The sequence below is a fragment of the Kitasatospora sp. NPDC090308 genome (genome assembly GCF_044769485.1).
Classification (GTDB): domain Bacteria; phylum Actinomycetota; class Actinomycetes; order Streptomycetales; family Streptomycetaceae; genus Kitasatospora; species Kitasatospora fiedleri.
The window spans coordinates 121,403-145,157 of the sequence record NZ_JBIVXY010000002.1; the positions used below are offsets into that span (position 1 = coordinate 121,403).

The following is a 23,755-nucleotide window of genomic DNA, read 5'->3' on the forward strand; positions in this document are numbered from 1 at the left end:
TCCGGAGGCGGGTCAGCCGGCGATCTGGTCCCAGCCCTCGATCTCCTGCGGCTTGCGGGAGCTCGGGCCGATGTAGCGGGCGGCCGGGCGGACCAGCCGGCCGGTGCGCTTCTGCTCCAGGATGTGCGCCGACCAGCCGGCGGTGCGGGCGCAGGTGAACATCGAGGTGAACATGTGCGCCGGGACCTCGGCGAAGTCCAGCATGATGGCGGCCCAGAACTCGACGTTGGTGGCCAGGACGCGGTCCGGGCGGCGGTTGTGCAGCTCCTCCAGCGCGGCCTTCTCCAGCGCCTCGGCGATCTCGTAGCGCGGCGCGCCGAGCTCCTTGGCGGTGCGGCGCAGCACCCGGGCGCGCGGGTCCTCGGCGCGGTAGACCCGGTGGCCGAAGCCCATCAGGCGCTCGCCCTTGTCCAGGGTCTTCCGCACGTAGGCGGCCGCGTCGCCGGTGCGCTCGATCTCCTCGATCATGCCGAGCACCCGGGAGGGCGCGCCGCCGTGCAGCGGGCCGGACATCGCGCCGACCGCGCCGGACAGCGCCGCCGCGACGTCCGCGCCGGTGGAGGCGATCACCCGGGCGGTGAACGTGGAGGCGTTCATGCCGTGCTCGGCGGCCGAGGTCCAGTACGCGTCGACGGCCTTGACGTGCTTCGGGTCCGGCTCGCCGCGCCAGCGGATCATGAACCGCTCGACGATCGTCCCGGCCTTGTCGATCTCGCGCTGCGGGACCATCGGCAGGCCCTGGCCGCGGGCCGACTGGGCCACGTACGACAGCGCCATCACGGCGGCCCGGGCCAGGTCGTCGCGGGCCTGCTCGGCGGAGATGTCCAGCAGCGGCTTGAGGCCCCAGACCGGGGCGAGCATGGCGAGGGCGGACTGCACGTCGACCCGGATGTCACCGGAGTGGACCGGGATCGGGAACGGCTCGGCGGCCGGCAGGCCGGGGGCGAACTTGCCGTCGACCAGCAGGCCCCAGACGTGCCCGAAGGAGACCTGGCCGACCAGGTCCTCGATGTCCACCCCGCGGTAGCGCAGCGCCCCGCCCTCGCGGTCGGGTTCGGCGATCTCGCTCTCGAAGGCGACTACACCCTCAAGGCCGGGTACGAAATCCGACATCAGAACGGCTCCTTCAGTGATCCGACGCGGCGGGCGGCCGTGGTGGGGCGGCACGCCGGTGGCCGATGGTGGTTGGCACTCGGTGTCAGATTGTCAGGCACGGAGTGCATTGCGCCATACACCGTGACGGTGATGTTTCCCCCACGGGCCGCTCGAACCCCTGTCGTCTCCGGCTTCCTCGACGGATTTTCGGGACGTCCCGGGCGCTAGCCGGACGATTTCCCGCGCAGCGGGCCGTGGAGCGGTGGCGAGCCACCCTATCCCCAGCCGTTCGCCCGGACGCGGCGGCGCCCGGCGCTTGTCGTACGGGATGATGGAGGGGTGCCTACCGCGGAACGCCACCCGAACGCCGAGCCGAGCGCCCCGTCCCTGCCCGCCGGGCCCGCCGGCCCCGCCGCGCCCCCTGCGGCTGCCGCGCCCGTCGCGCCCGTCGCGCCCGCCGGGCCGACCGGGCCCGCCGGGGAGCGGCCCGGGCCGGACCCGTCCGTGATGCGCGAGCACTACCGGCACGCCGGGCTGGCCGAGGAGCAGCTCGCCGACGACCCCTACCAGCAGTTCACCCGCTGGTTCCACGAGGCGGGCGAGGCGGGCGTGGCCGAGCCGAACGCGATGGTGCTCTCCACCGCCGACGCCCTGGGGGTGCCCTCCGCGCGCACCGTCCTGCTCAAGGGCTACGACCGGCGCGGCTTCGTGTTCTTCACCAACTACGGCTCCCGCAAGGGCACCGACCTGGCGGCCAACCCGAACGCCGCGCTGCTCTTCCCGTGGATCACGCTGGCCCGCCAGGTGATCGTCGCCGGCCGGGTGGAGAAGGTCGGCCGGGACGAGACCGCCGCCTACTTCCGCACCCGCCCGCACGGCTCCCAGCTCGGCGCCTGGGCCAGCGAGCAGTCCAGCCCGGTGGCCGACCGCGAGGTGCTCGAACAGCGCTACGCCGACCTCGCCGCCCGGTACCCGGAGGGCGAGGGCGTCCCCGTCCCGCCGTTCTGGGGCGGCTACCGGGTCGTCCCGCGCAGCGTGGAGTTCTGGCAGGGCCGGGAGAACCGCCTGCACGACCGGCTGCGCTACGTCGCCACCGCCGACGGCTGGCAGGTCGAGCGGCTCTTCCCCTGACGGGCGCCGGTTCCCCAGTTCGAGTCCCGCTAGCACGGGCGGTCGAACGGCGGTACCGCCGAACGGGCGAAAACGCGGCGACTGACCCTCCCTCAACTGCCGTACGGAGTACGGTCGGCGGTGCCGATCGCGGGTTTTCGAGCGGGGGTTGCCGGTAACCGGCGGGGGCTATGCTGTGCATCGGTGTCAGGCCGCAGTGACTCACGACACTGTCTTCCGGCTGCGGCGATCCCCCGTCCGCACGCCTCAGTGAAGAAGGCAACGCCGATGACCACTGCCCTCGCCGAAGACCTGACCGAGCCCCGGGTCGCCCTCCAGCGCGCCGCCCTGGCCGACCTCGCCGCGCTGGACGCCGAGGACCTCGCCGCCCAGATCGCCCGGGTGCTGCCGGACGCGGCGGCCCGCCAGGTGGCGGTGGCCGCGTTCCAGTCGTCGATCTGACCGTACGGGAACAGCCGGATCGGTTCGCCCGCGATGTCCGCCACCGTGCCGTTCAGCCAGTTCGTGCTGAAGGTCCACAGCCGCTGTGACCTGGCCTGCGACCACTGCTACGTGTACGAGCACGCCGACACGAGCTGGAGCCGCAAGGCCAGGGCGGTCTCGGACGAGGTGCTGGAGCGGACGGCCGGACGGATCGCGGAGCACGCCAGGACCCACCGGCTCCCCGCCGTGCACGTCGTGCTGCACGGCGGGGAGCCGCTGCTGGCCGGTCCGGACCGGCTGCGCCGGGCCGCCGAACTGCTGCGGGCCGCCCTGCCCGCCGGGTGCGCGCTGGACCTGCGGATCCACACCAACGGGGTGCTGCTGGACCGCCGGTTCTGCGAACTCTTCGCCGAGCAGGACATCAGGGTCGGGGTCTCGCTGGACGGCGACCGGCTCGCCAACGACCGGCACCGCCGCTTCGCGGACGGCCGCTCCAGCCACGCCAAGGTGCTGGCCGCGCTGGCCCTGCTGCGCGAACCGGAGTTCCGGCACCTGTACGCCGGGCTGCTGTGCACCGTCGACGTGGCCAACGACCCGGTCGCGGTGTACGAGGCGCTGGTCGCCGAGCAGCCGCCGCGGATCGACTTCCTGCTGCCGCACGCCACCTGGGACCACCCGCCGGCCCGCCCCGAGGGCGCGGGGCCGACCCCCTACGCGGACTGGCTGCTGGCGGTCCACCGGCACTGGACCGAGCGGGGCCGCCCGGTGCCGGTGCGGATCTTCGACTCGGTGCACCGCACCCTGCGCGGCCGCTCCAGCCTCACCGAGTCGCTCGGGCTGGACCCGGCGGACCTGGTGGTCGTCGAGACCGACGGGACGCTGGAACAGGCCGACAGTCTCAAGACCGCCTACGACGGCGCGCCCGCCACCGGCTTCGACGTGTTCGCGCACAGCCTGGACGAGGTCGCCCGGCACCCGGGGATGCTGGAGCGGCAGTCCGGCCTGGCGGGCCTGGCGGCCCGGTGCCGGGCCTGTCCGGTGGTCCGCAGCTGCGGCGGCGGCCTCTACGCCCACCGATACCGGACCGGCGGGGGCTTCGACCAGCCGTCGGTGTACTGCGGGGACCTCTTGAAGCTCATCACCACCATCCGCGACCGGGTCTCGGCCCGGGCCGCCGCGCCCGCCCGGCCGCGGCAGCCGCTGACCGACCGGCACCTGGACGAACTGGCCCACGGGCTCGGCGGCGCGGACGCCGTCACCGCCCTCGGCCAGGCCCAACTGGAGCTCTCCCGACGGCTGGTGACCGCCGCCGGGGCGCCCGGGAACAGCGCCGCCTGGCAGCTGCTGACCACCGTCGACCGCGCCGCGCCCGGCGCGCTCGACGCGGTGCTCGCCCACCCCTACACCCGGACCTGGGCGGTGCGCCGCCTGGCCCGGGACGGGCGCGGCGACCAGGAAGACCAGGGCGACCAGGGCGGGCTGGCCGAGCTGGCGGCCGCCGCCGCGGTTCGCGGGCGGACCGGGTTCGAACTGGTGCTGCCGGTCCGCGCGGGCTGGCTGCACCTGCCGACGCTCGGCCGGCTGCGGCTGGACGGCCGGACCGAGGCGGTGCTGCGCGGCGACGCCGACGGGCTGTCCTGCGCCGGGCACACCGTCCGCTGGGACCGGCCGGGCGACCACCTGTGGCAGCCCGTCCGCAGGGTCGCGCTGCCCGGCTGGACGCTCGCCCTGGAGGACACCGACCCGCGGCGCGACAGCCACCAGTGGCCCGCCGCCGACCGGCTCTCCGACGCCGAACTGCTCGACTGGACGGGCGCGTTGCGCGAAGCCTGGGAGCTGCTCGGCCGCGACCTGCCCGACTACGCGGCCGGCATCGCGGCCGGCCTGGGCACCGTCACCCCGCTCGCCCCCGGCCCGGACGGGCGCGACGTCAGCGCCGCCGCCCGGCAGGCGTACGGGGCGGTCGGGATCGCCCGGCCGACCACCGCCCCGGTGCTGGCGCTGCTGCTCGCCCACGAGTTCCAGCACGTCAAGCTCGGCGCGGTGCTCGACCTGTACGACCTGCACGACCAGGCCGACGACCGGCTCTACCACGCCCCCTGGCGGCCCGACCCGCGCCCGCTGGAGGGCCTGCTGCAGGGCACCTACGCGCACCTCGCGGTCGCCGCGTACTGGGCGGGCCGGGTGCGGGCCCACGACGGCCTCCGGGACGACGCCGCCACCGCCGCCCGGCTCCAGCTGGCCACCTGGCGGGCGCACACCGCGGACGCGATCGGGACGCTGGAGCGCTCCGGCTCGCTCACCCCGCTCGGGCTGCGCTTCGCCGCCGGGATGCGCGCCGCGCTGGCCCCCGCCCTGGAGGTGCCGGTCGGCGCCGCCGCCGAGCGGGCCGCCCGGGAGGCCGCCGCCGCGGACCCGGCCGCCCGGCAGGCCGCCGCGGTGCGGCGGTGACCGACACCGCGCTGCTCCGGACCGGACCGGGGCGCACCCGACCGGAGCCGGGGCCGCCCTGGTCGGTCGGGCAACTGGCCGGCCAGCTGCGCGAGCTGGGCGTCCGGGAGGGCGGGACGCTGCTGGTGCAGTCCTCGCTGCGGGCGGTCGGGCCGGTGGCGGGGGGCGCGCACGGGGTGGTGCGGGCGCTCCTCGCGGCGCTGGGGGCGCGCGGCACGCTGGTCGTCTACACCGCTACGCCCGAGAACTCCCGCACCTCCCCGTACTACCGGGCCCGGACCGCCGGCCTGACCCGCGCCGAGCTGGCCGAATACCACGACCGGATGCCCGCCTGGCACCCCCGCACCCCCGCCTCCCCGACCGTGGGCCGGCTCGCCGAGGTGGTCCGGCAGTGGCCCGGCGCGCTGCGCAGCCCGCACCCGCAGACCTCGTTCGCCGCGCTCGGCCCCGCCGCCGGGGAGCTCACCGCGGTGCACCCGCTGGACTGCCACCTCGGCGACGAGTCGCCGGTCGGCCGGATGTACCGCGCCGGGGCCCAGCACCTGATGCTGGGCGCGCCGATGCGCCACTGCACCCCCCTGCACCTGCTGGAGTACTGGCAGCCGGACCGGCCGCAGCAGCTCTACACCTGCGTCCGGCGCACCGACGGCGCCGCCCGGGCGGTCGAGGAGTTCACCGCCACCCGGCTGGACGACGGGCACTTCGAGGAGATGGGCGGGATGCTGCTCCGGGAGCTGGCGGAGCTGCGGCAGGGCCCGGTCGGCGCCGCCCGGAGCGTCCTGCTGCCGATCCGGGAGGCGGTCGACCTCGCCGCCAACTGGTATTCGGACAGGCGAAGTTGAGACCGGATCAGATCAAGGCCCTATTCCATTCGGACCGCCGGTCTTCCTACACTTGAGACCCTTTCGGGGGAACAGTGACAGGCGGGCTCGGGGGAGGCGCGTGTGAGCAGCGGTGCGGGCCAGCGCAAGGACGCGCCCAGGCCGTACTTCTTCCTCAGCTACGCGCACACCCCGCGGATCAACTCGCGCGGCGCCGCCGACCCCAACCTCTGGGTGGCCAAGCTCCACCAGGACCTGTGCGAGGCGATCCTGCAGATCACCGACGCGCCGTCCGGCCACCCGGTCGGGTTCATGGACCGCTCCATGCACCAGGGGCAGAAGTGGGCCGAGCGGCTGTCGCGGGAGCTGGCCACCTGCCGGGTGTTCGTGCCGCTGTACTCGCCGCGCTACTTCAAGTCCGAGGCGTGCGGCCGGGAGTGGCACCTGTTCACCCGCCGCTCGGTCTACCAGCGGCGGCCCACCGCGGAGCGGATGACCGGCATCGTCCCGGCGCTGTGGGTCTCGATGGAGCACTACCAGCTGCCCCGGGTGGCCGGTGAACTCCAGTTCAACCACGACAGCTTCGGCGCCGAGTACGCCACCGAGGGCCTGTACGCGCTGATGAAGATCGCCGCGTTCAGCTCGCAGTACCACACCGCGGTGTGGCGGCTGGCCCGGCGGATCGTCGACGTCGCCGAGCAGACCGTCATCCCGGCCGGGCAGGTGCTCGACTTCGAGTCCCAGCCGTCCGCCTTCGACCCGCCCGACAGCGCCGACCAGGTCCGGATCTCGGTGTTCTCCTACCGGGAGCGCGAACTGCCGCCGCAGCGCAGCCCGCTCTGCTACGGCGAGCAGCGCGCCGACTGGCAGCCCTACCGCCCGGACTCCTCCCGGCCGCTGGCCCAGGACGCCGCCGACATCGCCCGCGGGATGGGGTTCCAGCCCACCGTGCGGGAGTTCGAGGAGGAGTCCGAGCACCTGCTGACCGGCGAACGGCCGGCCGCCCCCTGCGTCCTGCTGGTCGACCGGTGGGCGTTCCTGGACGGGCGGCGCTCCGAGGCGGTGCGCCGGGTGGACCGCCGCAACCACGGCTCGGTGGCCGTCATCGAGCCGTGGAACCGCGGGGACCAGCAGAACCTCGACCACGAGCGGATGCTCGACGAGCTCGGCGACAGCGTGCTGACCGTCAGCCGCCGCTCCCGGCGGCGGCCCACCCTGCGCGAGGAGGCCGCGGTCGGCACGCCCGGCAGCATCGAGGAGTTCCGCGGCGAGATGGAACGCGCCGTGATGCGCGCCTGCACCGCCCACGAGCAGCAGCGGTACCAGAGCCGCCCGGAGGACGGCCCGGCCGACCGCAGACCCGGCATCGGGCCCTGAGCCGGGCCCACGACGGCAGCAGGACACCGGGCGGTCGGGACTCCGACCGGTGAGCACGGCGTGCGGTACCACGACGGGCACCCAAGGGCCCGGGGGAGGGAACGTCATGACCGAGAGGCCGACGAAGGGCCCGCAGCACCAGTCGCCCCGCCGCGACACCACCGAGGACCGGCGGGGCCGGATCGTCACCTTCTACTCCTACAAGGGCGGCACCGGCCGCACCATGGCGCTGGCCAACGCCGCCTGGATCCTGGCCGCCAACGGCCGCCGGGTGCTGGTCGTCGACTGGGACCTGGAGGCCCCCGGACTCGCCCAGTTCTTCCGGCCCTTCCTCAACCCCGAGGTGGTCGCCGCCACCACCGGCATCATGGACCTGTTCGGCGACTACCTGGAGGAGGCCCGCCGCCCGGTCGACCGGGACCCGGACTGGATCGAGGACTTCGCCCGGATCCACCCGCACGCCCTCTCGCTGGCCTGGCCGCACTTCCCCGGCACCGGCCGGATCGACCTCGTCCCCGCCGGGCAGCAGAACCGCGACTACTCCGTCGCCCGTCTCGACTGGGACCTGCTCTACGAGCGCTACGAGGGCCGCCGCTTCATCCAGTCGCTGCGCGCCGACATGAAGCGCCGCTACGACTACGTGCTGATCGACAGCCGCACCGGCCTCACCGACACCGCCGACATCTGCACCGTCGAGATGCCCGACGACCTGGTGGTCTGCTTCACCCTCAGCGACCAGTCGATCGACGGCGCCTCCCGGGTCGCCCGGGTGATCGAGGACCGCTACGGCGACCGCGGCATCCGCATCCTGCCCGTCCCGATGCGGATCGACGAGGGCGAGAAGGAGAAGGCCGACGCCGGCCGGGCGCTGGCCCGGGTCAAGTTCGCCGGCCTGCCCGCCGACCGCGGCGAGGCCGACCTGGCCCGCTACTGGGCCGGGGTGGAGATCCCCTACCGGCCGTTCTACGCCTACGAGGAGATCCTCGCCCCGTTCGGCGACCAGACCGGGCTGCCCGGCTCGATGCTCGCCGCCAACGAGCGGCTCACCAAGGAGATCACCCGCGGCGAGGTGCTCGGGCTGCCGCCGATGCCCGAGGACCTGCGGCTGCGCTTCCTCGACGGCTTCGCCCGCCGCCGCCCCACCGCCCCCGCCGACCTGTACCTCAGCTACGTCCCCGAGGACCGGGCCTGGGCGGACTGGATCTCCGCGCTGCTCGCCGACGCCGGCTACCGGGTCGTCCCGCGCGACGTCGGCGCCGGGGCCAACCCGCGCGAGGCCACCGGCCGCGGCATCGACTCCGCGTACCGCACCGTCGCCCTGCTCTCCGCCTCCTACCTGCAGTCCCCGCAGGCCCAGGCGCTGTGGGACCGCACCGTGCTGGCCGACCCGGCCGGCGCCCGCCGCCAGCTGATCCCGGTCCGGGTCTCCGACGTCCGGCTCAACGCGCCCTACAACAACCGCAACCCGGTCGACCTGATCGGCCGCGACGAGGCCGCCGCCGCCACCGCGCTGCTGCGGGCGCTCGGCCGCACCGAGGCCGAGCTGCCCGAGCGCAGCCCCGGGGCGCCGCGCTTCCCCGGCACCAAGCCCACCTACTGGGAGGTGCCGCAGCGCAACCACTCCTTCACCGGCCGGGTCAAGGTCCTCGACGACCTGCGGGCCCAGCTCGCCGGCGGCACCACGGCGGTGCTGCCCCCGCCGCAGACCCTGTACGGCCTCGGCGGCGTCGGCAAGACCCAGGTGGCGCTGGAGTACGCCCACCGGTACATGTCGCACTACGACCTGGTGTGGTGGATCGACGCCGAGCAGAGCGAGAACGTCGTCTCCGACCTCGCCGACCTCGCCGGGCGGCTCGGACTGCGGGTCGGCGACAACGTCAGCGAGGCCGCCCAGGCCACCCGCGACGCGCTCCGGCAGGGCATCCCGACCCCCAACTGGCTGCTGATCTTCGACAACGCGGACGAGCCCGCCGAGATCCGCCGGTTCTTCCCCGACGGCCCCGGCCACATCCTGGTCACCTCCCGCAACCAGGGCTGGTCCGGCCAGGCCGGCGTGCTCAACGTCGACGTCTTCGACCGCACCGAGTCCGTCGACCACCTCACCCGCCGGGTCCGCGGCCTGGCCCGCGCCGACGCCGACCGGGTCGCCGAGGCGGTCGGCGACCTGCCGCTGGCCGTCGAGGTCGCCGCCGCCTGGCTGGAGACCACCCGCACCCCCGTGGAGACCTACGTCAACCAGCTCAAGGCCGAGGCCACCAAGGTCCTCGCGGCCGGCGAGACCCCGGTCGACTACCCCACCCCCGTCGGCCTCACCTGGAACGTCTCCATCGCCCGGCTGCGCGAGCAGTCCCCCGCCGCGGTCCGGCTGCTCGAACTGTGCGCGTTCTTCGCGCCCGAGCCGATCTCGCTGCGGCAGTTCTTCTTCTCCGAGCAGATGCGGCTCGCCCTCCACCCGTACGACGAGGAACTCACCGACACCTTCCTGCTCGGCAAGGTGCTGCGCGCCGTCAGCCGCTACGCGCTGGCCAAGACCGACGCCGGCTCCGACTCCTTCCAGGTCCACCGGCTGGTCCAGGCCGTCGTCCGCAGCGGCATGAGCGAGAGCGAACGCAACCTCGCCATGCACCAGGTGCACCGCATCCTGGTCAACGCCCGGCCCCCGCGCGGCGACACCGACGACCCCGCCAACTGGCCGACCCTGGAGAAGATCTGGCCCCACCTCACCCCGTCCCGGGCCCAGGACTGCGACGAGCGCGAGGTGCGCGAACTGCTCATCGACCGGGTCCGCTACCTGTGGAAGCGCGTCGACCTCGACCAGGCCCTCCAGCTCGGCCACCAGCTCGACACCGCCTGGACCAGCCGCTCCGAGAACGAACCCGACCCGGTCGAGCAGAAGATCTGGCGCCGGCAGATCCTCAGCCTGCGCCTGCAGATCGCCAACGTGCTGCGCTCCCAGGGCTCCTACGGCGAGTCCCTGGCGCTCAACCAGGCCACCCTGGTCGGCCAGCGCGAACTGCTCGGCGAGCACCACCCGTACACCCTGATGACCGCCAACTCGATGGCCGCCGACCTGCGCTACCTCAACCGCTTCCAGGAGGCGCTCGCCCTCGACCAGGACACCTACGACCAGTTCGTCGAACTCTTCGGCGAGGACGACCCGCGCACCCTCACCGTCGCCAACAACCTCGCCATCGACCACCGCCTGGTCGGCAACAGCCTCGCCGCCCGCGACCTCGACCAGGACACCGTCGAGCGCAACGCCGCCGTCCGCGGCCCGCACCACCCCTACACCCTGGGCACCAAGTCCAACCTGGCCCGCGACCTGCGCGAGATGGGCGACTACAAGGGCTCGGTGGAACTCCTGCGGGAGGTCACCGAGGCCTTCGCCGACCTCCAGCAGTCCGACCTGCCCGAGGAGCTGCGCAACGCCAAGTCGCTGGCCGTCTCGCTGCGCCGGGCCGGCCAGTACACCGAGGCCCGGGAACTCACCGAACGCACCTACGAGCGCTACGTCGACCTGTTCGGCCCCGACTTCGCCGACGCCCTCGCCTGCCGGCTCAACCTCGCCGCCGACCACAGCGCCGCCGGCGACAAGGAGACCGCCCGCGACATCGCCACCGACGCCTACGAGGGCCACCGGCGGCTCTTCGGCGACCAGCACCCCTTCACCTTCGCCTGCGAGAACAACCTCTCCATCTACCTGCGCGGCTCCGGCGACATCGAGGGCGCCATCACCCACGGCCGCACCGCGGCGGCGGGCCTGGCCCGGGTGCTGGGCGACGACCACCCGTTCGTCCTCAACGCCATGATCAACCTCGCCAACGCGCTCGGCGAGAACGGCGAGCACCGGGAGGCGGAGGCGCTCGGCCGCACCGCGTACGAGGGCCTGGTCAACCGCTACGGCGCCACCCACCCCGACGCCCTGGTCTGCCAGGCCAACCTCGCCATCACCCTGCGCGAGGCCGGCCGCCGCAACGAGGCGGAGGCGCTGCGGATGCAGGCGGTCGCCGGGCTGGTCGAGCTCTTCGGCGAGGACCACCCGTCGGTGGTCGCGGCCCGCGGCTGGCAGCGCAGCAACCGCGACCTGGAGCCGCAGCCGCTGTGAGGGCGGGCGGGGACGGGCGGAGACGGGCGGGGGCGGGCGTCGTCGGGCGTCGGCAGGGGCGCGCGGGTGGCCGCGCGCGCCCGGTGGCGCCCTACGCGTGGGCGGCCCAGCGGATCGCGTCGGTCATCTCCTTGAGCGCGCCGAAGTGGGCGGCGCCCGGTTCCAGGTAGAGCTGGGCGCCGGGGATGTGGTCGGCCAGCCAGGAGGAGTGGCCGACCGGGGAGAACCTGTCCTCGGCGCCGTGCCAGAGGCGGACCGGGGCGCGGATGCTCTCCACCGCGAAGCCCCAGTCGGCGATGAAGGCCAGCACGTCGTCGATCCAGCCGTCGGCGCCGTAGCGGAACGCCTGCCGGTAGGTCGAGTGCAGCATCCGGCGGATGCCGATGTCGGCGACCACGGTGCGGTCCGGCGGGGTCAGTTCGGGGACCAGGTTGCGGATCAGCTGGGCCGGGTCGCGGCGGATCACCCGGGACCGGAGCTGGAACTGGCCGGCGATCCGGGGCTGACCCAACTCGGCCTGCCGGTAAGCCTGTTCGTTGGACGGGGTCATGCCCTCGAACCAGTCGAGGCCGTCCGCGTGGCGCGGGGCGAGCGAGACCTGGGTGGCCGCCCGGCGCACCCGGTCGGGCAGCAGCGCGGCGCAGGCGAGCGCGTGCGGGCCGCCGCCGGAGCGGCCGACCACGGCGAAGCGGTCGAGGCCGAGCGCGTCGGCGATGACGGCCACGTCGGTCGCGGCGGCGGCCACCGCGCGGCCGGGCAGCCGGGTGGAGTCCCCGTAGCCGGGCCGGTCGAAGGAGATCAGCCGGACCCGCATCCGGGCCAGGACGGCGCTGCGCGGGGCCGGGCCGACCCGGCTGCCCGGGGTGCCGTGCAGCAGGAACACCGGCCGGCCGGACGGGTCTCCGGACGTCTCGACGGCGAGGACGCCACCGTCCGGGGTCTCGATCCTCCGTGTCGCCACGCGGCGGCCCTCCTGCTCAGCTGGGGATGTCGAGGCTGCGCACCTCGCGGCGCGCCTGCCAGGTGGTGTGCTCCCGGGAGATGGCGTCCTCGGCGTCCCGGGCGAGCCGGGCCCAGGTCTCCTCGGCGTCCGCCGCGTTCAGGTCGGCGGAGGCCAACAGGGCCTCCACCTTGGAGAGTTCGGCCGCGGCCAGGGTGTAGGCGGCGGCCTGCGGACGGTACTGGCGCAGCTGGGCCCAGGCGGAGACCGAGGCGGCGACGGCCGAGATCGCGCCGAGCGCGTCGAAGCCGAACTGGCCGAGCGCGCGCAGCACGGCCAGCAGCAGGCCGAGCGCGGGCAGCACCACGGCGAGCCGGCCGACCCGGCGGGTGGCGTTGCGGCACTGGATCGCCTTGGCCTGGTACCACTGGCGCTGGCTCTGCACCCGCTCGCGCAGGTAGACCTCGCGGCGCACCGGCAGCGGCTGGTCGCGCAGCCGCTCCATGGTGTCGGTGATCTGCGGGTGGCGGGCCGGGGCGCGCCAGGTGCTCAGCTCCTCGGTGACCCCGGGAGAGACCAGTTCGGTGTCGAACTCGCCCAGGATGCCCGAGAGCTGGACGTCGTAGAGGCGCTCGGCGTCGGGCAGCTTGCGCGGCGGCGGCTGGTAGGAGTCGGCGCGCACCGCGTACTTCCACACCAGCGTCTTCACCGACTCGGCGACCGCCCGGCCGTCGTACCAGAGCCGCTGCGGGTTCTGCCGGGCGACGGTGAGGGCGATGAACAGCGCGCCCAGGTAGGCGAGGGCGGCGGCCCAGGCCCAGACCGGGCCGTCCGCGGAGCCGGCGAAGGCGGCGCCGACCAGCAGGAGCAGCTCCCAGCGGGAGAGCGCCACCGCGCGGGCCTGGCCCTGCAGGGACGCGCCGTCGGCGGCCCAGAAGACGCCCGGGAGCAGCTCCTGCTCCCGCACGAAGCCGATCGAACGCCCCGCACCAGCCGCCATCCCCGCCCCCCGCAGCGCAGTCCCACCGGTCTCGGGAGTCCTTCCCCGTGCCGGGTGAACTTACGCGAACGGCAACGGAGTTGGCCGAATGGGACGGGTCCGCGGGCGGGGTGGCGGGGACGGCCGGGCGGCGGGTGGGGCGGCGGGGCGGGGCGGGCCGCCCGCCGGGTCACCAGGCGTAGAAGATCCGGTCCGCGTTGTCGGCGATCACCTTGTTGTTCCACTCGGTGCCGCCGTCCACGTTGCCGGAGCGGAACAGCGGCGGGGTGATGCCCCGGTCGGCGAGCTTGGCGATCGCGGCGGCCGTGACCGACTGCATCAGGGCGCTGGTGGTGATGGTGGACACCGAGCCGAACGGGGCGCCCGCGCCGGGGTGGTCGAGTTCGCCGTCGCCGATCCCGATCTTGCTGTCCAGCACCACGTCGCAGTGGTCCTTGAGGTAGGTGCCGGACGGGTGGTTGGAGGTGACCGCGCCGGGATAGGCCAGCGAGGTCACGCCGATCACCTTCAGGCCGCGGTCGCGGGCGTGCTGGGCCAGCTCGACCGGCATCACCTGGCGGCCGGAGAGCGAGATCACGAACAGCAGGTCGCCGCTGCGGGCCGGGGTGAGGTCGAGCGTGGTGGTGGCCAGCCCGGAGACCCGCTCCAGGGCGCTGCCCAGGTGCGCGGGCATCACGTTGACGCCGGTCATCCCGGGCACGTTGAGCAGGTTCATCACGACCAGGCCGCCGGCCCGGTAGACCACGTCCTGGGCGGCCAGTGAGGAGTGCCCGGCGCCGTAGGTGAAGATCCGCCTGCCGTGCTCGACGGCCTCGGCCAGCAGCTCCGCGGCGGCCTCGATGTTCTCCCCCTCCTCGGCGCGGATCCGCTCCAGGTGGGCCACGGCGGCGTCCAGGTACCGGCCGACCAGCTCGCTCATCTCTGCTCCGTCCGAGCTCGGTGGTGGCCCAGTGGTTTGGACCACACTGTGGAGAAAGCTACGGCGTGCACGGTGGCCCGTGCCGGACCCGGCTGTCAACCGGCGCGGAAAGGGGGCGGGCATAGCGGGCGGGCGCAGCCGGTTGTCATTCCCATGCGTCAGAATTGGCGGTGAGGACACCGAAGAACGGAGCCAGGCGCGATGTCAGGGCTGATCGACACCACTGAGATGTACCTCCGCACCATCCTGGAGCTGGAGGAGGAAGGCATCACCCCGATGCGCGCCCGGATCGCCGAGCGGCTGGAGCAGTCCGGCCCGACGGTGAGCCAGACGGTGGGCCGGATGGAGCGGGACGGGCTGCTCCAGGTCGCCGAGGACCGCCACCTCGAACTGACCGGCGAGGGCCGCAAGTTGGCCGTCCGGGTGATGCGCAAGCACCGGATCGCCGAGTGCCTGCTGGTCGACGTGATCGGCCTGGAGTGGGAGCAGGTCCACGAGGAGGCCTGCCGCTGGGAGCACGTGATGAGCGAGACGGTCGAGCGCAAGGTGCTCGCCATGCTCGGCCACCCGACCCAGTCCCCGTACGGCAACCCGATCCCGGGCCTGGACGAGCTCGGCGACACCAAGGCCGAGGGCGAGGGCTACGACGCCGGGCTGATGACGCTGGAGACGGTCGCCGTCGCGGACGGCGCGGACGGCGCGGACGTGGTGGTCCGCCGGATCGGCGAGCCGATCCAGACCGACGGCGAGCTGATGCGCACCCTGCGCCGGGCGGGCGTCCGCCCGGGGGCGACGGTGCGGGTCGCCCCGGCCTCCGGCGGCGTGCTGGTCGGCACCGGCGAGAGCGCGGCCGAGCTCGGCAAGGAGATCGCCGCGCACGTGTTCGTCGTCCAGGCGTAGGACGTAGCAGAAGGCGCGAAGGCGAGAAGGCCGGGCGCACGGTGCGGCGCGGGTCGCGGCACGGCGCACGGCGGCAGGGCCCGGTGTCCCCACACCGGGCCCTGCGCGTTCCCTCCCGCTCCCCCTGCTCCCCTCCGGTCCCTCCCTGCTCCCCTCCGGTCCCCACCCGTCGCGGGGTGGTCGTGCGCGGCTCCCCGGCCGCGCCCGGCCGCCCCTCTCCCTCCCGCCCCGGTCTCCCTCCCGCTGCCGCATCCGGCTTCCCCGTCCGAACGCCCTCCCGGCAGCCCCCCGCGCTCTCGGCCCGCCCGCTCCTTCCGCTCCGTCCGTTCCGTTCCGTGCCGACGCTGAGGATGATCCCCTCGGCAACCGCGGCCAATCCTTGAGCGATGTCACCCGATCGGTGGGCTTCCCCCGTTGACCTGCGGGTATGACGACCGGTTCCGGAAGATCACGCTCCGGACGGCCGCGACGGACGAACGGCGGGCCCGGCGGTGCACGAACGGCGGGCCCGGCCTCCGGATCGGGAGGCCGGGCCCGCCAGGGCCGCGCGGGGTGTCGCGCGGGCTGCCCCCCACCGGATCGGCCGGGGGCACGCTCGGGAGGTCAGCGCACCGCCGCCGCCGGGCGCTGCGCGGAGCGCGGGGCGCCGGCCTCGCGCCCGCAGGCGTACGCGAGCGGGCTGACCAGCTCCAGCGCGTCCGGCAGCCAGCGGTTCAGCGCGGACGGCGGCCGGGCCCACTGCGCGGACGCGTACCCGCCGACCCGGGACGGCGGGGCCACCACCCAGTCGCCCTCGCCGCGCGCCACCAGGTCGAGGCGGTCCGGGGACCAGCCGATCTGCCGGAGCATGTCCGGCAGCTTGCCGACCACCCCGGGCAGCACCAGGAAGTGCAGCCGCCGCCCGCTGCGCCCCGGCGCGGCCGGCACCGCCACCACCGGGCCCAGTTGCAGCCCCATCCGCTCCATCCGGGCCAGCGCCAGGCAGCCCGCCACCTCCGGCACGTCCAGCACGTCGAACGTCCGGCCGGTGGGCAGCAGGATCGAGGCCGCCGGGTTCTCCGTCCACCACTTCCGGACCACCCCGGGCCCGGCGCTCGCCCGGCCCCGCCAGTCGTCGCCGACGGGGTGCGCGCCGGGGAGCGCGCAGCGCTCCTCGCCGCACGAGCAGCGGGCCGGGCCGTCGCCGTCGCCGTCGAGCAGCCAGGCGCCCGGCGCGACCTCCCAGTGCCGGTCCTCGGCGTAGCGGACGGCTTCGATCAGCAGCGGCGGCAGGTTCGGTTCGGGGGCTCCCGGGGTGTTGTCCACGTGCAGCACAACTACCGTCCGTGAGTGCGGGTTACGGCCCGGGGCCGAACGCTTCGAACGGGACGCGCCCTGTCACCCGGGACGGTGATCCTGGTCGGAAACCCTCGGCCGGACAGGGGCGGTAACGGGCGCAGTGGGGGCGCACAGGGGCATTCACCCGGGCGCGTGGGGAGCGGGTACGTCACCGTGGGTATTCCGCATGGTGTTGCACAGTCGTCGCCCTCCGGTCGGGTCCGGACGGCGTTGGGGAGGCGGAAAAATCCCATGGCCGCGAGACCACTCGTCGCACGAGAGCCGAACGAGCGTCTGCAGCAGCTGATCCAGGAGGCGGGCTGCTCCAACGCGGGCCTGGCCCGCCGGGTCAACCTCTGCGGCGCAGAACACGGACTTGACCTTCGCTACGACAAGACCTCCGTCGCCCGCTGGCTGCGCGGGCAACAACCACGCGGGCAGGCGCCCGCGGTGATCGCCGAGGCGCTGGGCCGCAAGCTCGGCCGCGGCGTGACCGTGGACGAGATCGGCATGGCCGACGGCAAGAGCCTCAGCTCCGCCGTCGGCCTCCAGTTCGCGCCCAGCCTGGGCGCCGCGCTGGAGCAGATCTGCGAGCTGTGGCGCAGCGACGTCGGCAAGCGGGACTTCCTGGCCGGGACCACCGTCGCCGCCTCCGCCCTGGTCGAGCCCAGCCGGGACTGGCTGATCACCCCGCCGGACCCGGTGGTCGCCCGCACCGGCGGCACCCGGGTCGGCCTGGCCGACGTCGCGGCGATCCGGGCCACCACCCAGATGCTGGTCGACCTCGACCACCGCTTCGGCAGCGGCCACGTCCGCCCGGTCGTGGTGCACTACCTCAACAGTGTGGTCTCCGGCTTCCTCGGCGGCTCCTACCGGGACGAGACGGGCCGTCAACTCTTCGGCGCGGTCGCCCGGCTGACCGAACTGGCCGGCTACATGGCGGTCGACACCGGCCAGCCCGGCCTCGCCCAGCGGTACTACATCCAGGCGCTGCGCCTCGCCCAGGCCGCCGACGACCGCGGCTACGGCGGCTACGTGCTGGCCGCCTCGATGAGCCACCTCGCGGCGACCCTCGGCAACCCCCGGGAGATCGCCCAACTCGCCCGCGCCGCCCAGGAGGGCGCCCGCACGGTGGCCACCCCGACCGCGATGGCGATGTTCTACGCCGCCGAGGCCCGCGGCCACGCCCTGCTGGGCGACGCGTACGCCTGCGAGAGCGTCGCCGCCAAGGCGCTGGCCGCGATGGAGCGGCGCAACCCCGCCGACGACCCCGACTGGATCGTGCACTTCGACGAGGCGTACCTGGCCGACGAGTTGGCGCACTGCCACCGGGACCTCCAGCAGGGCGAGCGGGCCGAGCACTACGCCCGCACCGCGCTCGAACTGCACCCCGCGCACCGGGTCCGCCGCCGCGCCGTCGACCTGGTCCTGCTCGCCACCGCCCAGCTCCAGCAACGGGACCTGGAACGCGCCTGCGAGACCGGCACCGAGGCGGTCCGGCTGCTCAGCGGGCTGCGCTCCAACCGGGGCGTGGAGTACCTGGACGACTTCCGCACCCGGCTGGAGCCGTACCGCGGCCACCGGGCGGTGCGGGAGTTCCACGCCCGGATGGACGGGGAGGCCGCGTAGGGCCCGCGCTCCGGACCCGCCCCGGCGGGCCGCGGAACGTGAAGCGATAGCACAGAACAGCAGCCCACGTAGTCACCTGTGCCGGTGAACCGGTACCGTGGCCTCGCAGTTGTGGTCCGCCGTCAGCAATCCGGCGGGGCAACCGAAAGGCCCGGGATCCCGGTGCCGTGCACAGGTGAGGAATCGCGTTGAGCCAGCGCCGCTCGTATCCCAACTCCGGCGAGTTCAATCTGGACGACCTGTTCCGCCCGGAGCCCGCCGCAGACGGCCAGGGCAGTCCGGCGCAGGCCGCCGCGCAGCCCCCGTACGCCCAGCCGCAGCCCCCCGCGCCCCCGCAGGCCCCCGTCCCGCAGCAGCAGTCCGCGCCGCCGCTGGGCCAGAGCGGCAGCCCCGAGTACTGGGGCGCGCCCGGGCAGCAGGCCCAGGCGGCCCCGCAGGCCCCGGCGGGCGACGAGGGCGCCACCCAGTACCTGCCGCCCTACCCGGCCGGCGGCCCGGCCGTCGGCGGCCCCCCGCCGGGCTACCCGCAGCAGCCGCAGCCGGGCTACTCCGACGCGACCTTCGGCGGCCAGGGCGCCCCGCAGCAGCAGGCGTACGCCCCGCAGCCCTCCTACGGCGGGAACGGCGGCTACGGCGCCCCGCAGCAGCAGGCGTACGCCCCGCCGCAGCCCGCCCGGGACGGCGGCCGCCGCAAGCCGAACCCGAAGGTCCTGATCGGCGCGGGCGTGGCCGGCGTCGCGCTGGTCGCGGTGCTGGTCGGCGTGCTGGCCGGCGGCGGGGACGACAAGCCGAAGGACACCGCGAAGAGCGGGGCCCCGGCCGCCCAGAGCGCCGCCCCCAGCGCGAACGGCGGCGACGCCGGGGTCACCCCCGAGGCGAAGGCCCAGGCGCAGGCCATGTCGGACCTGCTCGGCACCGCCAGCTCCAGCCGCACCTCGGTGGTCAACGCGGTCGCCGCGGTCGGCAAGTGCCAGAACCTGCCGGACTCGCAGGCCGCGCTCACCGCGGCCGCGGGGCAGCGGCAGGACCTGCTCACCAAGCTCGGCGCCCTGAAGGTCGACAAGCTGACCGACGGCGCGAAGCTGGTCACCCAGCTCCAGCAGGCCTGGCAGGCGTCCGCCACCGCCGACTCCGAGTACGCGCAGTGGGCGGGCGACCTGACCGGCGGCTGCGACCCGGCCAAGGCCAAGGACAACGACCACCTCCGCAACGGCGACGCGGCGAGCGGCACCGCCACCACGGCGAAGAAGCAGGCCGCGGAGCTGTGGGGCGCGATCGCCGGGAAGACCGGGCTGCCGAACAAGAGCGCCGGCGAGCTCTGAGCCCCCGGCGGGGCCGGAGCACCGGGAAGGGCCGGAGCGGGGGAGTCCCCGGTCCGGCCCTTCCGCGTGTCCCGCCCGCGTGTCCCGCCCGCGTGTGCCGCCCGCGTGTGCCGCCCGGCGGGCTACGCCGGGGGCGTGTCGCCGGTGAGCACCCAGCGGACGTCGGTGAAGCCCTGGTGCTGCTCGGTCAGGCGGCCGTTCTGGACCCGCTGGAAGGTGACCGAGGTGTTCACCAGGCGGGGGGAGTCGGCGCTGGGCAGCATGTCGGCGACGCCCCAGCTGAGCGGCGGGGTGGCGCCGGCGGTGTCGATCGGGTCGCCGCTGTCGAGGACCACCTGGAGTGCCTTGGGGGTGACCGGCCGGCCCGGGCCGATCCGGTCGGCGGCCTGGCGGAGCACCTCGTAGGCGACCCAGGTGGTCTGCACGCCGGGGTCGGCGACGTCGATGGTGGCGCCGTTGCCGTAGCCGCGGACGGTGGCGCGCAGGCCGTCCCAGACGGCGGAGGACTCGGCGGGGAACCAGCTGGTGGCGTACGCGCCGCGCAGCGGGCCGTTGTCGCCGCCGGTGGAGTCGACCACGGACTGCTGGAAGGAGCCGATGACGGAGGCGAGCTGGGTGTTCTTCGGGTTGGCGCGGCGGTACGGGTCGAGCAGGTTGGCGGTGGGCTCGGCGCCGAGCGCGGAGAGCAGGCAGTTGCCGGGCCTGTCGTCGCCGATGGCCCGGCGGGCCTCCTGCGAGTAGTCGTTGGACTTCTCGGGCGCCTTGATGTCGACCACCTTGATCCCGGCCCGCCCGACCGCGCCGCCGAGGTGGTTGACCAGTCCGTCGCCGGCCCGGGTGTCCGGGCGGATCAGCGCGATCTGCTTGCAGCCGGCCTCGACCAGCTGGCGTCCGCTGCCCGCGACCAGGGCGGGCAGGCCGCCGTTGACCGGGTAGGAGAGCGGGCTGCTGAACTCGGGGCCGGAGAGGCCGTAGCCGCCGACGAACGGGATGCCGGCCTGTTCGAGGACCGGCATGAAGGTGCTGCCGTACTGGCTGGCGGAGCCGACCACGGCGACCGCGCGGGCGTCGACGGCCTGTTCGGCGCAGGCGGTGGCGCCGTCGGTGGTGTCGTGCTCGTTGCAGGTCAGGACGCGGACCCGGCGGCCGGCCAGGCCGCCGTGGTCGTTGAGCTCGCGGCCGACGGCCTCGGCGAGCGCGGTCATCCCGGGGCGGTCGGCGGCGCCGGTGTCGGCCGGGGCCCAGGTCATCACGGTGACGTCCTGGCCGGCGGCGTCGGCGGCGGCGGGTCCGCCGCAGGCGGAGGCGGCGAGCAGGGCGGGCAGCAGCGCGGCCGAGGCCGCGAGGGCGGCGGTGGAGCGGCGGCGTCCGCTGACGGCGGGTGGCGGCTGGGGGGTTCCGTTCCGCGTCATGACGCTCTTTCCTCCCTGGACGTGCTGCTGCGGGTGGTCCCGTGCTCCGTTGCGCAGGCTCGGCGGATCAAGGGTGGTGGCCACCGGGCACGCCGGGAGGGACGCGGCGTGAACGGACCGCCAACGCGGGAGTAACACGGAGCGCCCCCGCCCGGCGGCGCACGTGGAGGGGGTGGCGGGGGCCCCGGCGGGGGCGGATGTGGAGCCGGGCCCGGTCGGGAACGTACGATCGGCTCCCGTGTCCGACAGCATCGATTCTCCGCACCGGTCTGCCCGAAACACTTCTCGAACGGGCGGCCGCTCCAGCACGATGGGCGGCATGCCTCTGAGTGATCTGCCCTGGTGGCGCTGGCGGGCCCGGATCCGCTCGGCGCTGCACATGTTCTCCGACCCGGTCTTCCAGCGGGCGGCCTGGCTGGACGGCTCCGGCGGGTACGGCGACGTCACCGACGCCGTGTACCGGCTGGTCGAGGACACCTGGCTGGACCGCTGGTCGGCGGAGAAGTACGTCGGCTCGATCTTCCGGGACTCCGCCGAGGCGGTCGCGGTGGACGGCGCGGTGCTGCGGGTGCTGCGGATCGTGCACCAGGTCGGCGCGGACGCCCCGGCCGCGGCCTACCTGGGCCACCCGGACTGGCCGGAGGCGGTGCGGGCGGCCCGCGAGGCGCACCACCGGCTGGCCGCCGGCGACGGCGAGGACCCGGACCTGCCGCCCCGCTCGCTGGCGGAGCTCCGGCGGCTGACCGCGCGCGGCTGACCGCCCGGCGCGCTGACGGCGGGCTGACCGGGCGGTCCCGGATGCCGGTCGGCGTCCACGTGCCGGGTCGATCTGTGCCAGGCTGGGCCGTCGCCGTCACCCACCCGAGCCGAGAAACGGGGCCCCGCACGATGGAAGAGACCGCCCGCTCCCAGTACGTCCTGACGCTGTCCTGTCCCGACAAGCAGGGCATCGTGCACGCGGTCTCCAGCTACCTGTTCATGACGGGTTGCAACATCATCGACAGCCAGCAGTTCGGCGACGCGGGCACCGGCCTGTTCTTCATGCGGGTGCACTTCTCCGCCGAGCAGCCGGTGACCGCGGAGAAGCTCCGGGCGAGCTTCGCGGCGATCGGCGCCTCGTTCCGGATGGAGTGGCAGATCCACGCCTCCGCCGAGCGGATGCGGGTGCTGCTGATGGTCTCCAAGTTCGGGCACTGCCTGAACGACCTGCTGTTCCGCACCCGGATCGGCGCGCTGCCGGTGGAGATCGCCGGCGTGGTCTCCAACCACACCGACTTCCGCGAGCTGACCGAGTCCTACGGCATCCCCTTCCACCACATCCCGGTGACCGGGGACACCAAGGCGGCGGCCGAGCAGCGGCTGCTCGACCTGGTCGACGAGGAGCGGGTCGACCTGGTGGTGCTGGCCCGCTACATGCAGGTGCTCTCGGACGACCTGTGCAAGGCGCTGTCCGGACGGGTCATCAACATCCACCACTCCTTCCTGCCGAGCTTCAAGGGCGCCAAGCCCTACCACCAGGCGCACGCCCGGGGCGTGAAGCTGATCGGCGCGACCGCGCACTACGTCACCGCCGACCTGGACGAGGGCCCGATCATCGAGCAGGAGGTCGCCCGGGTCACCCACGACGTCACCCCCGAGCAGCTGGTGGCGCTCGGCCGGGACGTCGAGTGCCAGGCGCTGGCCCGCGCCGTGAAGTGGCACAGCGAGCGCCGGGTGCTGCTGAACGGCACCCGCACGGTGGTGTTCGCCTGACCGCGGGCCGCGCCTGACGCCCGATCGGCTCCCCGTCCGCTCCTGCTCGCTCCCGTCCACTCCCGTCCGCCGCGGTCAGCTCCCGCGCGTCCGGCGGCGTTCGAGTGCCGTTGGACATTTGTAGGAAGGGTGGTTCGCACGTGGCGCCCCCCGTGTCGGAGCGCCGTCGGCGGTACGGTCGGGCATGCCCGTGCGGGCGGTGCCGCCGTCCGGTCGTGCGAAGCCCGGCAGGGTGAGCGGGACAGTATGCACCGAGCCGTCCCCCGAACGCTGGAATATGCCCGAAGCTCTTGCTGCGACCCGGTCGCGGAATCATTCTGGGGCGTATTCGTGTCGATGCCATGGGCAGTCCTGGTCGGTGACCTCCGCTCCGAGCGGCCGACCGGAGCGGCGGGATCAAGCGGGCCGAATACCTAGTGCGGGTGGTGGAACGGTGCAGGTACTCCAGGTACAGCTGGCGGTCCAGGCGGACCCGGCGGAGGTGTCGCGGGCCCGGCGGTGGGTCCGCGACCGGCTGCGGGCGGGCGGGATCGACCAGGACTCCCCGGTGGCCGAGACCCTGGTGCTGGTGGTCTCCGAGCTGGTCACCAACGCGGTGGTGCACACCGGCCGCCCGGCGGTGCTCAGGCTGCTGCTGCCGGCCGGCCCGGCCGCCGGGCCGGCCACCGTCCGGGTGGAGGTCGCCGACGCCAGCCGCACCGCCCCCGCGCCGCGGCACGCCGGGCCCGACCAGGAGGCCACCAACGGGCGCGGCCTGGAGCTGGTCGAACTGCTCTGCGAGCGCTGGGGCTGGTACCCGGACGGCTCCGGGAAGCGGGTGTGGTGCGAGATCGGCGGCCCGGACGCGGCGGGCTGCCCGCTGGCCGTCCAGCCGGCCGCCCCGGTGGCCTCGGCGCGCTGAACCGGGCGGCGGGGCGGGGCGATCGGGCAGGGCGGTCAGACGGTGCGCGGTGCCGTGGCGCGCGGTGCCGCAGTGCGCCGGGCGCCCGCCGGGACGGCCCCCGCGCGCCGGTCGCGCGCGGCCCGCGCCCCGGACGATCCCGTCTGAATTTCGGACAACCCATTGACGTGACGTATCCGACTGATCACTCTTGGGTGCGGCGCCCGTTGCGAGGGGACGCCGAGGGAGACCGGGCGGTGCCGACACTCAGGGGGTCGTTG

18 protein-coding genes are annotated in these 23,755 nt (G+C 74.7%); 12 read left to right on the forward strand and 6 right to left on the reverse strand.

All coding sequences use genetic code 11. The features are described from left to right. Window positions 1-12 precede the first annotated feature (12 nt). Window positions 13-1,113, reverse strand: a complete 1,101-nt coding sequence (locus tag ACIQVD_RS04545; RefSeq protein WP_400682456.1) for a citrate synthase 2 — start codon at window positions 1,111-1,113, stop codon at window positions 13-15. A gap of 321 nt (window positions 1,114-1,434) precedes the next feature. On the opposite strand from ACIQVD_RS04545, the gene pdxH reads away from it, so the two are divergent. From pdxH to fxsT, 6 genes are all read left to right on the forward strand, one after another. Beyond that, on the forward strand, window positions 1,435-2,226 hold the full coding sequence (gene pdxH, locus ACIQVD_RS04550; protein ID WP_400682455.1) for a pyridoxamine 5'-phosphate oxidase: 792 nt from the start codon (window positions 1,435-1,437) through the stop codon (window positions 2,224-2,226). 267 nt (window positions 2,227-2,493) lie between these two features. Beyond that, entirely contained in the window at window positions 2,494-2,667 is a 174-nt protein-coding gene (gene fxsA / locus ACIQVD_RS04555) for an FxSxx-COOH cyclophane-containing RiPP peptide (protein ID WP_400682454.1), read from the forward strand. A 33-nt stretch (window positions 2,668-2,700) separates the two neighbouring features. Continuing rightward, a complete protein-coding gene (locus ACIQVD_RS04560; RefSeq protein ID WP_402286005.1) occupies window positions 2,701-5,100 on the forward strand; it encodes an FxsB family cyclophane-forming radical SAM/SPASM peptide maturase in 2,400 nt (799 codons plus the stop codon). Further along, on the forward strand, window positions 5,097-5,942 hold the full coding sequence (locus ACIQVD_RS04565) for an aminoglycoside N(3)-acetyltransferase (RefSeq protein ID WP_402286008.1): 846 nt from the start codon (window positions 5,097-5,099) through the stop codon (window positions 5,940-5,942). The genes ACIQVD_RS04560 and ACIQVD_RS04565 overlap by 4 nt, the downstream gene beginning before the upstream one ends. Before the next feature lie 102 nt (window positions 5,943-6,044). Next, the gene (locus ACIQVD_RS04570) at window positions 6,045-7,298 is read left to right on the forward strand and encodes a TIR-like protein FxsC (protein WP_400682450.1); all 1,254 of its coding nucleotides are present in this window, start codon (window positions 6,045-6,047) and stop codon (window positions 7,296-7,298) included. Between the two features lie 106 nt (window positions 7,299-7,404). Further along, a complete protein-coding gene (gene fxsT / locus ACIQVD_RS04575; protein ID WP_400682449.1) occupies window positions 7,405-11,403 on the forward strand; it encodes an FxSxx-COOH system tetratricopeptide repeat protein in 3,999 nt (1,332 codons plus the stop codon). 91 nt (window positions 11,404-11,494) lie between these two features. On the opposite strand, the gene ACIQVD_RS04580 is transcribed toward fxsT, so the two are convergent. The 3 genes from ACIQVD_RS04580 to ACIQVD_RS04590 form a co-directional block, all read right to left on the reverse strand. Then, a complete protein-coding gene (locus ACIQVD_RS04580; protein ID WP_400682448.1) occupies window positions 11,495-12,364 on the reverse strand; it encodes an alpha/beta fold hydrolase in 870 nt (289 codons plus the stop codon). A gap of 16 nt (window positions 12,365-12,380) precedes the next feature. Beyond that, window positions 12,381-13,310, reverse strand: coding sequence for a DUF4231 domain-containing protein (locus tag ACIQVD_RS04585; RefSeq protein ID WP_402286011.1), 930 nt, complete (start codon window positions 13,308-13,310; stop codon window positions 12,381-12,383). Between the two features lie 202 nt (window positions 13,311-13,512). Further along, the gene (locus tag ACIQVD_RS04590; RefSeq protein WP_400682445.1) at window positions 13,513-14,262 is read right to left on the reverse strand and encodes a sugar isomerase domain-containing protein; all 750 of its coding nucleotides are present in this window, start codon (window positions 14,260-14,262) and stop codon (window positions 13,513-13,515) included. Window positions 14,263-14,463: 201 nt separating this feature from the next. Between ACIQVD_RS04590 and ACIQVD_RS04595 the strand changes: the two genes are divergently transcribed. Next, window positions 14,464-15,162, forward strand: a complete 699-nt coding sequence (locus tag ACIQVD_RS04595) for a metal-dependent transcriptional regulator (RefSeq protein WP_400682443.1) — start codon at window positions 14,464-14,466, stop codon at window positions 15,160-15,162. Window positions 15,163-15,765: 603 nt separating this feature from the next. On the opposite strand, the gene ACIQVD_RS04600 is transcribed toward ACIQVD_RS04595, so the two are convergent. Continuing rightward, on the reverse strand, window positions 15,766-16,476 hold the full coding sequence (locus ACIQVD_RS04600; protein ID WP_282202264.1) for a bifunctional DNA primase/polymerase: 711 nt from the start codon (window positions 16,474-16,476) through the stop codon (window positions 15,766-15,768). 255 nt (window positions 16,477-16,731) lie between these two features. Between ACIQVD_RS04600 and ACIQVD_RS04605 the strand changes: the two genes are divergently transcribed. Both ACIQVD_RS04605 and ACIQVD_RS04610 read left to right on the forward strand, forming a co-directional pair. Continuing rightward, window positions 16,732-18,108, forward strand: a complete 1,377-nt coding sequence (locus tag ACIQVD_RS04605) for a hypothetical protein (protein WP_030910841.1) — start codon at window positions 16,732-16,734, stop codon at window positions 18,106-18,108. Between the two features lie 188 nt (window positions 18,109-18,296). Continuing rightward, entirely contained in the window at window positions 18,297-19,430 is a 1,134-nt protein-coding gene (locus tag ACIQVD_RS04610; RefSeq protein WP_402286015.1) for a hypothetical protein, read from the forward strand. Between the two features lie 122 nt (window positions 19,431-19,552). Here ACIQVD_RS04610 and ACIQVD_RS04615 read toward each other — a convergent pair whose 3' ends face one another. Beyond that, window positions 19,553-20,842, reverse strand: coding sequence for an ABC transporter substrate-binding protein (locus ACIQVD_RS04615; RefSeq protein ID WP_400682441.1), 1,290 nt, complete (start codon window positions 20,840-20,842; stop codon window positions 19,553-19,555). Between the two features lie 319 nt (window positions 20,843-21,161). Here ACIQVD_RS04615 and ACIQVD_RS04620 point away from each other — a divergent pair, with 319 nt between their 5' ends. The 3 genes from ACIQVD_RS04620 to ACIQVD_RS04630 all read left to right on the forward strand — a co-directional run bounded on the left by ACIQVD_RS04620 (window position 21,162) and on the right by ACIQVD_RS04630 (window position 23,495). Then, the gene (locus ACIQVD_RS04620; protein WP_400682440.1) at window positions 21,162-21,599 is read left to right on the forward strand and encodes a hypothetical protein; all 438 of its coding nucleotides are present in this window, start codon (window positions 21,162-21,164) and stop codon (window positions 21,597-21,599) included. A 131-nt stretch (window positions 21,600-21,730) separates the two neighbouring features. Beyond that, window positions 21,731-22,594 carry a formyltetrahydrofolate deformylase gene (purU, locus tag ACIQVD_RS04625; protein ID WP_400682438.1) on the forward strand — a complete coding sequence of 288 codons (864 nt, stop codon included), beginning with the start codon at window positions 21,731-21,733 and terminating at the stop codon, window positions 22,592-22,594. 433 nt (window positions 22,595-23,027) lie between these two features. Then, window positions 23,028-23,495 (forward strand): ATP-binding protein, encoded by a 468-nt coding sequence (locus ACIQVD_RS04630; protein ID WP_400682437.1) that lies wholly within the window; start codon window positions 23,028-23,030, stop codon window positions 23,493-23,495. Window positions 23,496-23,755: the final 260 nt, after the last annotated feature.